Genomic DNA, 12,668 nt, shown 5'->3' on the forward strand with positions numbered 1-12,668 from the left:
CCGTCCACGCTGTGAACGCTTCCGATCTCGCGCCCCCTCCCGTGACCGCTCCACACCGCCGCTTCCTTGCGGCGATCGTGATCGACTCGATCGGCACCGGCGCCTTCGTCCCCGTTTCGATGCTGTATTTCCTGGCCACGACGTCTCTGACGCCGGTGCAGGTGGGTGCGGCGCTGACGACGGCCGGGCTACTGGCGCTTCCTGCCGGACCGCTGGTCGGTGGGCTGGTCGACCGGTACGGCGCGAAGCCGGTACTGCTGGCGGCGAACCTGGCCCAGGCTCTCGGCTTCGCGGGGTACCTCGTCTCCGGCCGGCCATGGCAGATCGTCCTCTTCGCCTGGTTCACCAGCGCCGGGCGGGCGGTGTTCTTCGGCTGCTACGGAGTGACCGTCACGACCCTGGCCACGCCCGGCCGGCGCGAGCACTGGTTCGGCCTGCTGGGGTCGGTACGCAACCTCGGCTATGCGCTCGGCGGGCTCGTCTCCGCCGTGGCCGTCACGATCGGCACTCACAGCGGATATACCGTGGTCGTGATCGTCAACGCCCTGTCCTACGTTGCCGCGTTCGCCCTGTTGCGGGCGGTGCCGAACGCCCGCCCCGAGCCCGGCCGCGATGCGGCTGGAGGTTGGCCGCGCGTGCTCCGGGACCGGAAATACCTGTCACTCGTCGCACATCAGCTCTGCTTCGCCACCTCGTTGTTCGCCCTCAACATCGCGATACCGGTCTACGCCGTGAACGTACTGGGACTGCCGGGCTGGACCGCCGGAGCGGTCTTCACGCTCAACACCCTGATGGTCGGCTTCGGCCAGGGCTTCGTGGTCAGGGGACTCCACGGGCGGATCCGCAGCCGCGTCCTCGTCGCCGGTCACGCCTGCTTTGCGGCCGGTTACCTCCTGTTCCTCGCGGCAGACCGGATGGCTTTCCTGGCCCTCGCGATCGCTGTCGTGTTGCTCGGCACCGGCAGCTACACCTTCGGGGAGCTCCTCGGCGGCCCCGTCACGGCGACTGTTGCCGCGGAGAGCGCCCCCGACGCCCTGCGCGGCCGGTACTTGGCCCTCAACCAACTCGCCGTATCCGCCGCAGGAGCGGTCGCCCCGGTCGCGCTCTCCGGTTTGCTGTCCACCGGTGCATCCGCGATCTGGCTGACCCTGGTCGGCGTCAGCGCCCTCGGAGCCGCGCTCGCCGCCGCAATCGGAAGGACAGTACCGGCGGCACGGAGCCGCATCGGGGGTGTCCAGGGCGGGAAGCCGTCAACAGGACCCCGGCGGCTGAGGCAGCGCCTCAGCGGCCCACGTGTGCGGTGAACGCGGCCCAGGCGGTCGGCGGGAGCGCCAGTTCCGGGCCGTCCGGGTTCTTGGAGTCGCGGACGTGTACGGCGGCGGTGTGCGCGGCGACTTCGACGCACTGGCCGCCTTCGTCACTGCTGTGGCTGGACTTCTGCCAGGCATAGCCGACTTCGAGGCACTGCCCACCCTCGTCGCCGCTGTAGCTCGACTTCCGCCACTCGTAGGCGACTTCGAGGCATGCGCCGCCCTCATCACCGCTGTAGCTGGACTTGAACCACGCGCGTGCAGTGCTCATTGAACTCCCAGCTCTCCCAGCAGACGGTCCAACAGGCCCAGGGTCTCTTCGGGACTGAGGGCCTGAGCTCGCAGCATCGCATATTTCTGGGACAGGATGCTGATCTCATCGGGGTCGGCGACGAGCAGGCTGCCGCGCTGGGTCTCGGAGTAGGCGACCTGTTGATAGTCCGGTGTCTCCAGCAAGATGAAGGGGCCGTTCAGCCCGGCATGGGCGCGATGGCTGAGCGGGAGAATCTGAAGGCTCACGCCCGGCAGCATCGCGCACGCGCGCAGGTGGCGGAGCTGCTCCACGTACTCCTCGTCGCTGACGAGTTGAAGCCTCACCACCGGCTCCCAGATGACGAAGCTGATGGTCGGTGGCTCGGCGCGGTGCAGGATCTCCTGCCGTTCCAGTCGCGAGGCGGTCTGGATCGCGATCTTCTCCTCGCTGAACGCGGGCACCCTGTTGCGGAAGACCGCCCGTGCGTAGGCCTCGGTCTGGAGGAGTCCGGGCAGGACCTGGTTGTCGTACCAGGAGAGGGTCAGCGCCGTCCGTTCCAGGTCCATGTACTGCTCGGCCCAGGCGGGTACGAGATCGACCTCCGGCATGTACTCCACCGCCGTGGCCAGCGCGCCCTTCGTCTCCAGCAGCTCGTCCAGCCGCTCCGCCAGGTCCGGGAGCAGCGAGCGGCGGCCCTGCTCGATGGAGGCGATCGTCTCCACCTGCACCCGTGCTAAATCCGCGAGTTGGGCCTGTGTCAGTCCGGCCGCGATGCGGAAACGTGCGAGCAGTTTGCCTACGAGCTTCATGGCCGACGCGTTCTTGCGCTGTCGATTCCTGGGGTGCATACGGTCCTCAATCCCACCCATGTCCGTGATCCACTCCTCGCCGCACCCGTACAAAGAATCTGTACGGGTACGACAAGGCTTCTGGCTCGAAACTCGCAGCTCGGGGGCCGAGCCCCGGGCTTCGAGAAGGGCGGTTCACTCGTTCGAGCGTACGAAGGGGCGGGGTGGGCCCGGAGCTTGAGGCTTGGGATTCGAGCCGCCCTCGTCCCCGGCGAGGACGAGGGCGGCTCGGACCCCAAGGCCGGCCGCTCCGCGATGGCCCTGACCACGGCTGCCATCCGTGCGGCCGGGTTCACCATCGACTCCGAGTTCTGGCCGAACGAGGGCGCGGCGGACTGCTCGCAGTGCCACGCTGGTTGCACCGACAGCCCCGTCGGCGGGAAGTAGCTCCACCCAGTCGGCCAGCCGCCCGGTTCCCCACACCGGGCGGCTGTGCCCGTGAACGAGAACGGAAGCGAAGTGTCTGACACCCGTAGCGCTGCCTGGGACGAGTACGCGCGGACCAAGCCCCAGAGGCGCCCCACCAACGCCCGTGGCGAGTCCACGTGGTTCAACTGGACTCAGTACGCCGACCACGGCCCCGGGGCCGAGGTACTTGCCCTGGAGCCGGGTGAGACCGCGCTTGACCTCGGCTGTGGCGCAGGTGGGAACGCGGCGCACCTCGCCGGCCTCGGCATGCGGGCGGTGGGAATCGACCTCTCCTCCATGCAGCTCGCGAAGGCTCGGGACCGATGGTCGGATGTGGACGGGATGGAGCTGCACCAGGGCGACGCTCTCACTTATCTGGGAGAGACCTCTACGGTCTTCGATGCGATCTACAGCGTCTTCGGCGCGGGCTGGTTCTCGGATCCTGGCCTACTGCTGCCGATCATCCATGCGAACCTCAAGCCCGGCGGCGTGTTCGCCATGTCCCAGCGCCCCCCGATCGAGGGGTGCTACGGCTGCCAGGCGTCGTACATCCCTCGCGGGCCCGACGAAGACCCCGCTGTCGTCAAACGGTGGGACTACGAACCGGATCTCTGGGTGCTGATCCTCAAGGAGTACGGATACGTGGACGTGTCGGCCTCCGTCATCGCTCCACCCCCGGGAACCCGACGCACGGGCACGCTGCTCGTGCGGGGTGCCCGAGGAGACTAGGAGCCGGTTGCATCAGCCGGAAACCGAGAAAGCCCCCGGCGGCCACTCGGTCAGGGAAGCCGCCGGGGGCTGTGGTCAGAAGTGTTCCGGGCAACCGCAGACGATTCCCAGGGCGGCCGGGTCGGGATCGCTGCGCGCCTCAGCACGCAACAGCTCCACGAAGAGCGGCCAGAACGGATGCGCACCGACCTTCCAACCCCTCTTCATCGAGCCCCGGGCTTCGAGAAAGGCGGTTCACTCGTTCGAGCGTACGAAGGGGCGGGGCGGTCCCGGAGCTTGAGGCTTGGGATTCGAGCTCCGAGCCACGAGCCACGAGGTTCGAGCGCCTTCTTTTAACCGGTGGGGAAAGAAGGGTGGTTGAGAAAACCTCCCCGACCTCCCTGACCCGTCACGGACAGCAAGTATGACTAATGGTGACCGCTTGCGACGCTGCGTCGCGACTGTCTACGGTGCGAGAACGAAGCGACCCCGACGCGGTGTAATCAGCACCGGCCGGGGTCTCACCCCAAGATCGCAAGCAAAAGGAACCGATCTCGTGGCTGTTCAGAACTCTAGCCCCGCCCTGTCCGCGCCCGCAGTGTCGCCCCCGTACCCGATGGCCCATCCCGGTTACGGCAAGCGAACCGCGCCGGATCAACGCCCGCCCTGCGTGGATGACTTCGCACTGCTGCCCTTCCGGGAGCGGTATGTCGCCGGGTTCATCGAGCGGCTGCCCGAGGGCGCCGCGATGAGCGTGAAGTGCCTCGCCAAGCAGCTCCCGCTCTACGGCCAGCAGGCCATCAGCTCCGCGCTGACCGCACTGTCGGTCGCCGGGCACCTGCGGAGGGTGCGGTGCGCGGTCGGTGACGGCGACGAGGTGCGCTGGGTGTTCAGGACCTACTGGTCGCGGACCGCCCACGACAACGAGTGGTGGGCGAACCACCTTGCTCCCGCGCCGGTGCGGGAGCCCGTACCCGATCCGGTGCGGGAGGCGCCGCCCGCGCCCGCGCCGGTACCAGAACCGCAGCCCGAGCGCCCCGCCCCGGCCCCCGTCACATTCCCCGCCCCCTCCCCCGCCTACCTCGCGCTGGCCGGGCTCGGGCGGGTCGACGCACGCCTCGCGCTCTCCGCCGCCGACTGCACGGCCCTGGAAGCCCTGGCCGAGCGGTGGTTCGCACGCGGCGTGGACGCCGACTACCTGACCGGCGCGCTCACCGCCGGACTCCCTGCCCACGTCGACTCACCGGTCGGACTCGTCCGCCACCGCCTCACCGGCAAGATCCCGCCCGCGCTCCCGACCGCCCCCACCCCGCCGCCCGCCGGAACCCCGGTCCGGCGCGTGATGATGGAGTGCACCGAGTGCGGCACCCCCGGCCGCCCCGAAGCCCTCCCCGACGGCCTCTGCCAACCCTGCCGACAGCCCGCGCCACCCACCACCGTCCCGGCAGCCACCCCGCCCGCCGAACGCGACGTCACCCAACTCGTCGCCGGACTCCGCGACCTCCTCAAGGCACCGTGAGGCCTGCCGGGCGTGAACCGGACGAGGGTGGTTCACGGCCGCCCGCGTTACGGCCTCGGCAGCGACAGGCCGGGCATCAGCGGGTGCCGCAGGTGCTGCCCGCCGCCGTAGACGTGCAGGGTGAACATCTCCGGTCCCGGCCGGCCGGCCGTGTCGTAGGCGTCCAGGACGCGCTCGATGCGCTCCCACAGTTTCACCGGACCGCCCTCGCGCACGGCCCATCCGTCGCCTGTGGGGGTGAGAGTGGCCGCGGAACCGGTGACAACGTCGACCAGATGCACCACCTCTCCCAGTGTCGTCATCTGCGCGTCGGGCACCGCGCTCTGGGCGAGGAACCGCAGGTGGAACGCTTCCTCGGTGGCGGCCGCGATGCGCTCCGGGCTGTGCGGGGTGAGCCGGGGCCTGTCGGGCAGGCTCGCGGCCCAGTGGGCGGGGTTGCCGAACACCGGCGGCGCGTGCGTACGCGCTGACATGAACGACACGGTGCCGCCGAGCAACTGGCCCTCGGCGGTGCCGTCCTCGGCCACCGTCAGCAGGACGCGGGCGTATCCGTAGAGCCAGCCCGACAGGGTGAGCAGGATCTTCCCGCCCGGCCGTACTTGCGCGAGCAGAGTGGGCGGCACCGCGCGGAAGGAGCAGGCGGCCACGATCCGGTCGAACTTCGTCTCGGGCCAGTACCCGTACAGGCCGTCCGCCACCGCCAGGGTCGGGGCGTAGCCCAGGCCGTACAGCGCGCTTGCTGCCTGTTCCAGCCGGCGGCCGTCGACCTCGATCGACGTGACGTCGGCGGAGCCGAGACGTTCGCACACGAGCGCGGTCGAGTAGCCGGTCCCAGTGCCGATCTCCAGCACCGTGTGTCCCTCGGCGACCTCGGCGTCCGCCCACATGCGCACGACGAGCGAGGGCAGCGTGGAGGACGACGTCGGGGCCCCGCCGTGGCGTACGACGGGGGCCTTCCAGTCGGGCTCCTGGCGGACGGGCTCGGCGACGACGTCCCCGAATGGGTCGCGTACTTCGACGCGGCCGAGCACGCCGGCGCCCGCGCGGTCTCCGCCCGCGACCTCGCCGGCCTCGACCGTGGCCGACGGCCCGCGAGCATCCACTTCGAGGACGCACTCAAGCTCAGGAAGCCTGGCTTCGACCGCGTCCGCGTCATGGACCGCGTCGGTCTGGCCGCCGCACTGTTCGGCGAAGGCGATGCCGAACGGGGAGCCGCCGAGGCTCACCAGGCGCTCGACGACGCGGCCCACATCGACTCCACCCTCGTCGCCTCCCGGCTCAACACCCTGCTCGACGCCGCCCGCCCGTTCGAGACCGCCGTGGTCGACGAGGTGCGAACCCGGGCGAAGGAGCTCGCCGCCGCCCGGCCGACCACTATCGCGGCCTGAGAACATCGACCTCATGGGTAAGCACCGCCGACCCGGCCCGTCGAACCAGTCGTCCCGCGCCGTGCCACGCGTGGACGCCGACGACCCGCTCGCCGCCTACAACAAGCGGCGCCGCCCCCCGATGGACGTCTACCGACGCCACCGGCCGGTGCAGGGCGGCGCCGGTCACCTCAGGCCCGATGAGCCGCGCGTCTTGGAGGAGTGGAGCGGGTTCGCATACGAGGCGGTCGGCACCGCTCCCGGCCTCGCAGCAGCCCAGCAATGGGTCAACGAACTTCAGATCGGCGACGACCCCGCAGTGTGATGCCCCGTAGCGAAAGCCAGCCCGGTCCGCGGCCGGTGCGACGGCCTGCCGGACGGTGACCTCGCCGGCTGCGTACTCTCCCGTGAATTTCCGGTGGGCAACGTCCGGGAAACCCGGCTCGCCGATCTGCCCGGAGGAAGGACTCACGCGGGCCGAAGTGCCCTGTAAGACCCCCTCTCCGGGCTCCAGGTCGCTGACCTGCAACGTCAATCGGTTTGTAGCTGTGCTTCCCCACTGCTGCGCCGTGCGGCGCCGAGCCAGGCCCGGCCGCCGTCCTGTCCGTAAGCGACGACGGTCAGCCGGGGAGTGAAGATCGGCGGGTCCGGTTCGTAATCCAGTCCGTCCAGGGCCGGGGCGGGAGACTCTCCGGAGCCGAGCCGGTCGGCGACCGTGGCGACCTGTTCGCCGTTGCCGAAGACCAGCCACTGACCGCTCTGGCGGGCGGCAACGCAGTGACGCAGGTGGTCGTGTTCGCGCGATTCCGACGGTGCGACGATCAGCGCTCCCTCCGGAGTGCGGTGCAGAGTGCGGGCCTGGGACGCAGGACTTCGTCCCGTGAGGAAGTACCCGCCAAGTGTGTCGCCGTCGCCGGTCCGGCACCACAGCACCCCGCGTCCGGGGTAGTGGTTGTCTGCCAGTGTGTTGTTCAACTCGTGCGCCGAGCTCAACACCCCTCCGATGTCATGACGTTCCCCGCATTGCGCGAAGCTGTCGACGCCATCCAACCGGTGCGGGGAGCCAGGTCAACGGCCTTGCGGGCCGCCCCCGGAGCCGGACAGGACTCCGAGAATCTCCAGTATTCCGACAGTCAGGAACATGGCCCCGATGAGGAGAGGAAACGCGACCTCGAAGAACTTTCGCCCGAGGAGGTCGATTTGCGCGACGCCCGGGTCGTCGGGGGCGTAGCGCACCGGGACTTCACCGCCCACGGGAAACCTCCCGACTCCCGATGTCCTGGACTGGAAGGTGTGCGGCACACCCTGCGCGTCGACGAATTCGACTACCGGGAACCGGCCCCCGCCACCCGGGCCGGTTGACGTGTTGTGGCGGACCACCCGGCCCCTGACACGTGCCCCCTCGCGTTTGAGACGGTGCTGGACGAAAGCCTGGCGTATGCCCAAGCAGAACACGAGGAATCCTGCTACCAGCGACATCACAACCATCACTGCCACCTCTCCTGGTGCGGGGCTGGGGTGGGCTGGGGTCAGCCCCGCCAGCGCATGCCGTACTGATGCCGCAGACGATGGATCTCCCACCACGCCAGTGCCGTCACCGATGCCGGGCCGCAGAAGACCACCAGCGGCTCCGGGCCCGGCGGTGGGCCGCCCGAGGACCGGCTGACGAGGGCGAACACCCAGACCGCGGCGCACGTGGTCAGCGCCGGGAGCGCCGGATGGGCGGCGGAGAGGCTGAAGCCGTTGCGGATCGCCGGTCCGGAGGCGAAGCACACGAAGTAGACGATCCACCAGAACGGCGCCCAGAGGGCCAGTGCGGGCACGTACACGAGGAACCCGATCACATCCGTGACGTGGTGTGACAGCAGGCCACCCGTGGCCATGAGCGTCGCCACGAACAGCACCGGTACGAGCACCCAGGCACCGATATAGCCCAGGATGGACAGGCCGGCGCCCCTGAACTGCGCCCGCATGAGCGGTCGCGTCTCCCGGCGGGCCGCCCCGTACAGCACCGCCGCTACCAGCACCGCACTCGCGAGCGCCAACCAGGGGGCCAGGTAGAGCCGTTGTGCGAACTGATTCCAGGCGTCGGAGACACCGCCGTAAAGAGCCAGTAGCGCGCCCGACATGGCTATGGCGACCCACGCCCGCACGCGTTGCACCTTCAGGACCGTGCGGTCCTCGACGCGTCCTTCGGGGCGGGAGGGGAAGACGCGGCGGGCGGTACGGCGGGCGAACCGGGCGACCTCGTAGGAGATCACCAGCGGCAAGGTCAGCCACCACATGCACGGGATCATCAGCACCAACACGACCGGGCGCACGCTGCCGGGCTGCCGCCCCCCGACCAGCTCACGCAGGGCCGGCCAGTCGTCCTCACGCAGCCGACGCCACAACGGCGAGTACGGCTGCGGTGTGGGGTCCGGAACTCCTGGGGGGCGGGGCGGCTGGGGAGGGTAGGGAGGAGCAGGGGCCATCTCAGTCCCTTTCACTGCGTGGGGGGAAAAGTCCCTTTCACCGTGTGGGGCAAAAGACGCGGCCTGCCCGCTTCCGGTTCCGGCGCGTCCTGGTCAGGGAGTGGACCGCAGCGGCGGCGCCTGCCACATCATCGCCGGGGGCTGGAGCAGGGGCGAGGGCTCGGGGCCGGGGTCATCGGTGTCGACGACTCCGGCGGCCGTGTGGTCGAAGCCGGCGGGCCAGCGGGTGTGCTCGCTGGCCACGGCGCCGGTCAGGCGTGCTTCGACAAGGTTGGCGGTGCTCAAGTCGGTGCCGCGCAAGTCGGCCATGCGGAGATCGGCGCCTCGGAAGACCGTGCCGTGAGCGACGGCCTTGCGCAGGTTCGTCTCGCGCAGGTCGGTCTCGGTGAAGTCGGCTTCACGCAGGTCGGTTTCGACCAGCTTCGCACCCCGTAGGTCGGCCAGGATGCAGCGAGCCCGACGGAGGATCGCAGTCGTGAGGTCGGCGTGCCGCAGGTTGACCGAGACCAGGGAGGCCAGGGTCAGATTGGCGCGGTACAGGCCTGCGGCCTCCAGGCAAGCGCGGTCGAAGTTGACCTCGGGGAACCAGAGTCCGTCGCAGTCGGCCCGGCGCAGGTCGGTGATGCTGAGATTGACCCAGGACTGCTCCCGGTGCTGACACAGCACGCCGAGCGCGGTCAGCGCCACCTGGGCGTCGGCGGCGCGGGTCTCCAGAGGCGCGATGTCGTTGATGGGCACGTCCGCCGCCGGTGATTCCGGTCCGGTGGGTGGCCAGGGCAGGTGCGTACGCAGATACGCGGCCTGGATGGAGATGATGGCCTCCCGGTCGCGGGTGGACTGCTCCGCGATCCGCCACAGCGCGTGCAACCCGCCGATGCGCACATCCAGCTTGTCGCTGCCGAGCTGGTCGACGGCCCGGCTGAACCGGTCGGTGACGTAGCCCTCCTGGGTGGCGCGCAAACCTTCCTGACTCACCCGCAGTTGCCGCCAGGTGGCATACGCGCCGAAGAGCACGATCAGGCCGCCGACCACCTGTAGCAGCGTCGTACGGACATCGTTCACGGCCTTCAACCGATCCGGGGCGGCGACGCTCGCCCCGGCGAGATCGTGGTCGACCACCACCCCCGGCAGCAGGACGAACACCGCGCCCAGAACGGCCAGCCCGGCCGCCCCGGCCAGCAGGGCCACGGCCGTACGACGCCTGACCGGCCCCTCGCGCCGTGCCCGCCGCCCGTGGTCCGGTTCCCCCATCCCCATGGGCACAGGAGCTTAGAGACCACTCAGTAGACGATCAACACCACCCGCACCCGTCAGGGCCGGTCCAGGCCCCACGTCTGGAGCGTGTAGGGGCGCCCCTTCTCCTCACCCTCGATCAGGGGGATGTCGAGCAGGTTGAAGCCCGCCCGGGTGGCGACCCCGACGCTGGCGGCGTTGTCGGCCTCCAGCTCCAGGATCACCTGGTCCGCGCCCAGCTCGTCGAAGGCGTAACCCGCCATTAGCCGTACCGCCCGCGCGGCCAGCCCGTGGCCGCGGTGGGCGGGGCCGACGGCGTAGCCCAGCTCGGTGCCCTCGGGGGCGCGGCGCAGCATCACCTCGCCGAGCGGGGCGCCGCCGTCCACGGTGATCGCGAGCAGGATGGTCGAGCCCTCCTCCCGCAGGCGGCGGGCCCTGTCCAGGCGGGTCTGGGCGGCCTTCTCGTCGAAGGGCGAGACGATCGGGGTCCAGTGCGCGATGTCGGCGTGGTCGAACAGATCCGGCATCGCGGTCAGGTCGGCCTCCGTCCAGTCGCGCAGGACGAGGCCCTCCCCCGTCAGCTCGATCCGGGCGGGGAAGGGTGACGTGTTGCTGGTCATGTGCGGGGCCTCCCTGGCCTGTCGGGACCGAGCAGGATATCCGGGGCGTCGCTGCCACACATCGGGTCGCGCCCGCCAGACATTCCCGCCGTCGCTACCAGGCGCCGTGATCGAGCATCCCCAGCACCAGGACGGCCACCGCCGTGGCGAGGAACACGATGCCGCCCACGATGTCGCGGGAGCCCACCCGCAGGTGCGCGATGATCGCGCCGATGAAGTAGAGGATGAGGCCGACGGCGGCGAGGGTGCCCAGGACCGGGACGGCGAGTCCCGCCAGCAGCCCCACCGTGCCCGCCGCGAGCAACGACCCCAGCACCGGGACCCACTTGCGGTCGATGCCCTTCATGTCGGCCTGGGTCTTCGGGTAGTCGTGGCCGATCAGATAGGTGACGGCGGCGGCGCCGTTGAAGACCACGCCGAGGATGGTGAGGGTGAGGTATGCAGCGGACACGGTTTCTCCGATTCGAAGGGAGTGGCACGGCCCGGCGCTCCCCTGCGGGAGGCCGTTTCCCTGAACGACGAAACGGGTGGCGCCCGTTGTGACATCGCCCCGCATCGCCCCGCCGTCGGTGCCGGACGGTTGGTGCCGCGCCCCGGCCGGCGTCAGCCCAGCGCGTCCTCGATCATCGCCGCCCACTGCGCCACCACTCGGCGGCGGCGGACCGTGTCGTCGGTGAGGACGTTGGCCAGGCCCAGACCGCGTGCCATGTCCAGGAGGCCCTGGACCGTTTCGCGTACGCCGGGGCGGTTCTCGTCGGCGTGCAGGAGGCCGACCGCGATGCGGTGGGTCTCGCGGCCGACGCGGGCCTCCAGCTCGGTGACGCGGGGGCGGAGCTGCTCCTCGTTGGAGGCGGCGACCCAGAGCTGGAGGGCGGCGCGGAAGAGCGGGCCCGTGTAGAGGTCGACGAGGGCGGCGACGACCGCCGCGCGGTCCTGGTCGGGCAGGGCCCGCAGGGCGGCGGAGCGTTCCTCCGCGACGTACTCGACTGCCGCGGTGAACAGGTCCTCGCGGGTGGGGAAGTGGTGCTGGGCGGCGCCGCGCGAGACCCCGGCGCGTTCCGCGACGACGGAGACGGTGGAGCCCGCCCAGCCGTGTTCGGCCAGGCAGGAGACCGCGGCTTCCAGGAGCCGCATACGGGTGGCCCGGCTGCGGTCCTGCTTGGGGCCTGGGCTTCTGCCCGGTGTCACCACACCCATGCGGGATCCCGTCGTTCGAGGAAGGCCGTCATCCCCTCCCGGGCCTCCTCGGAGGCGAAGAGGGCCGCCGATCGGGCGATGAGGTCTTCCGCGTGCTGGTCGAAACTCTCCAGCACACTAGCCGTGACCAGCTCCTTCGATGCCCGCAGCCCCTGCGGGGAGGCCCTGCGCAGTCCGTCGAGTACGGGGGCCAGTGTCTCGTCCACGTCGTCGGCCGCGGCCAGCGTGATGAGGGAGATCCGGGCGGCCTCCGTGGCGTCGAAGCGTTCGCCGGTGAGGTAGTAGCGGGCGGCGGCGCGCGGGTCGATGCGCGGCAGCAGGGGCATCGAGATCACGGCCGGGGCGAGGCCGAGACGGGACTCGGTGAGCGCGAAGGAGGCGCCGGGTCCGGCCGCCGAGATGTCGCAGGCGCCGAGGAGCCCCAGCCCGCCCGCCCGGACGTGGCCGGTGACCCGGGCCACCACCGGTTTGGGCAGCGCGACGATCTGCCGCATCAGCGCGACGAAGGCCGCCGGGTCCGCGGGGGCGGTCAGGTCGGCGCCCGCGCAGAAGGTGTTCCCGGTGTGGGTGAGGACGACGGCCCGGACGGTGCCGTCGGCCGCACAGTCTCCCAGCGCCCGCGTCAACTCCCCGACCAGCCCCGCGCTCAGAGCGTTGCGGTTGGCCGGGGAGTCCAGGGTGAGGGTGGTGATGCCGCGCTCGTGCGTGGGGGCGGCCAGCGTCATGAGGTC

Annotated in this window: 16 protein-coding genes and 1 pseudogene; 6 read left to right on the forward strand and 11 right to left on the reverse strand. The window is 70.6% G+C overall.

Going from position 1 to position 12,668, the window contains the following annotated elements; genetic code table 11:
* Positions 1-11: 11 nt before the first annotated feature.
* Positions 12-1,304, forward strand: a complete 1,293-nt coding sequence (locus ACZ601_RS25360) for an MFS transporter (protein WP_469541834.1) — start codon at positions 12-14, stop codon at positions 1,302-1,304.
* Here ACZ601_RS25360 and ACZ601_RS25365 read toward each other — a convergent pair.
* A complete protein-coding gene (locus tag ACZ601_RS25365; protein WP_469541836.1) occupies positions 1,282-1,581 on the reverse strand; it encodes a DUF397 domain-containing protein in 300 nt (99 codons plus the stop codon). The genes ACZ601_RS25360 and ACZ601_RS25365 overlap by 23 nt on opposite strands.
* Complete coding sequence (locus tag ACZ601_RS25370) at positions 1,578-2,372, reverse strand: helix-turn-helix domain-containing protein (RefSeq protein WP_469541839.1); 795 nt, start codon at positions 2,370-2,372, stop codon at positions 1,578-1,580. Before ACZ601_RS25370 ends, ACZ601_RS25365 begins: the two co-directional genes overlap by 4 nt.
* A gap of 216 nt (positions 2,373-2,588) precedes the next feature.
* On the opposite strand from ACZ601_RS25370, the gene ACZ601_RS25375 reads away from it, so the two are divergent.
* The 3 genes from ACZ601_RS25375 to ACZ601_RS25385 all read left to right on the forward strand — a co-directional run bounded on the left by ACZ601_RS25375 (position 2,589) and on the right by ACZ601_RS25385 (position 5,046).
* A complete protein-coding gene (locus tag ACZ601_RS25375; protein ID WP_469541841.1) occupies positions 2,589-2,798 on the forward strand; it encodes a hypothetical protein in 210 nt (69 codons plus the stop codon).
* A 72-nt stretch (positions 2,799-2,870) separates the two neighbouring features.
* Positions 2,871-3,548 carry a class I SAM-dependent methyltransferase gene (locus ACZ601_RS25380; protein WP_469541844.1) on the forward strand — a complete coding sequence of 226 codons (678 nt, stop codon included), beginning with the start codon at positions 2,871-2,873 and terminating at the stop codon, positions 3,546-3,548.
* Positions 3,549-4,083: 535 nt separating this feature from the next.
* Positions 4,084-5,046 (forward strand): MarR family transcriptional regulator, encoded by a 963-nt coding sequence (locus ACZ601_RS25385; RefSeq protein ID WP_469541847.1) that lies wholly within the window; start codon positions 4,084-4,086, stop codon positions 5,044-5,046.
* Between the two features lie 47 nt (positions 5,047-5,093).
* Here ACZ601_RS25385 and ACZ601_RS25390 read toward each other — a convergent pair.
* A pseudogene (locus ACZ601_RS25390) lies at positions 5,094-6,014 on the reverse strand (methyltransferase domain-containing protein); the annotation flags it as partial.
* On the opposite strand from ACZ601_RS25390, the gene ACZ601_RS25395 reads away from it, so the two are divergent.
* On the forward strand, positions 5,982-6,434 hold the full coding sequence (locus tag ACZ601_RS25395; protein WP_469542242.1) for a hypothetical protein: 453 nt from the start codon (positions 5,982-5,984) through the stop codon (positions 6,432-6,434). The pseudogene ACZ601_RS25390 and the gene ACZ601_RS25395 sit on opposite strands and share 33 nt — an antisense overlap.
* A 13-nt stretch (positions 6,435-6,447) precedes the next feature.
* Entirely contained in the window at positions 6,448-6,738 is a 291-nt protein-coding gene (locus ACZ601_RS25400; RefSeq protein WP_440578669.1) for a DUF6087 family protein, read from the forward strand.
* Between the two features lie 206 nt (positions 6,739-6,944).
* Here the strand turns inward: ACZ601_RS25400 and ACZ601_RS25405 are convergent, their stop codons facing one another.
* The 8 genes from ACZ601_RS25405 to ACZ601_RS25440 form a co-directional block, all read right to left on the reverse strand.
* The gene (locus ACZ601_RS25405) at positions 6,945-7,406 is read right to left on the reverse strand and encodes an IMP cyclohydrolase (RefSeq protein ID WP_469541849.1); all 462 of its coding nucleotides are present in this window, start codon (positions 7,404-7,406) and stop codon (positions 6,945-6,947) included.
* A 75-nt stretch (positions 7,407-7,481) separates the two neighbouring features.
* Positions 7,482-7,901 carry a DUF3592 domain-containing protein gene (locus tag ACZ601_RS25410; RefSeq protein ID WP_469542221.1) on the reverse strand — a complete coding sequence of 140 codons (420 nt, stop codon included), beginning with the start codon at positions 7,899-7,901 and terminating at the stop codon, positions 7,482-7,484.
* 41 nt (positions 7,902-7,942) lie between these two features.
* Positions 7,943-8,887: a hypothetical protein gene (locus ACZ601_RS25415; protein ID WP_469541851.1), complete on the reverse strand. Its 945-nt coding sequence runs from the start codon at positions 8,885-8,887 to the stop codon at positions 7,943-7,945.
* Between the two features lie 93 nt (positions 8,888-8,980).
* Positions 8,981-10,144 carry a pentapeptide repeat-containing protein gene (locus ACZ601_RS25420; RefSeq protein ID WP_469541853.1) on the reverse strand — a complete coding sequence of 388 codons (1,164 nt, stop codon included), beginning with the start codon at positions 10,142-10,144 and terminating at the stop codon, positions 8,981-8,983.
* A gap of 53 nt (positions 10,145-10,197) precedes the next feature.
* Positions 10,198-10,740 carry a GNAT family N-acetyltransferase gene (locus ACZ601_RS25425; protein WP_469541856.1) on the reverse strand — a complete coding sequence of 181 codons (543 nt, stop codon included), beginning with the start codon at positions 10,738-10,740 and terminating at the stop codon, positions 10,198-10,200.
* Positions 10,741-10,834: 94 nt separating this feature from the next.
* Positions 10,835-11,191 carry a DoxX family protein gene (locus ACZ601_RS25430; protein WP_440576804.1) on the reverse strand — a complete coding sequence of 119 codons (357 nt, stop codon included), beginning with the start codon at positions 11,189-11,191 and terminating at the stop codon, positions 10,835-10,837.
* A gap of 152 nt (positions 11,192-11,343) precedes the next feature.
* Positions 11,344-11,937: a TetR/AcrR family transcriptional regulator gene (locus tag ACZ601_RS25435; RefSeq protein ID WP_469541861.1), complete on the reverse strand. Its 594-nt coding sequence runs from the start codon at positions 11,935-11,937 to the stop codon at positions 11,344-11,346.
* A complete protein-coding gene (locus ACZ601_RS25440) occupies positions 11,925-12,662 on the reverse strand; it encodes an enoyl-CoA hydratase family protein (protein WP_469541864.1) in 738 nt (245 codons plus the stop codon). Before ACZ601_RS25440 ends, ACZ601_RS25435 begins: the two co-directional genes overlap by 13 nt.
* Positions 12,663-12,668 lie beyond the last annotated feature (6 nt).

It is taken from the genome of Streptomyces sp. NPDC104307, assembly GCF_055584045.1.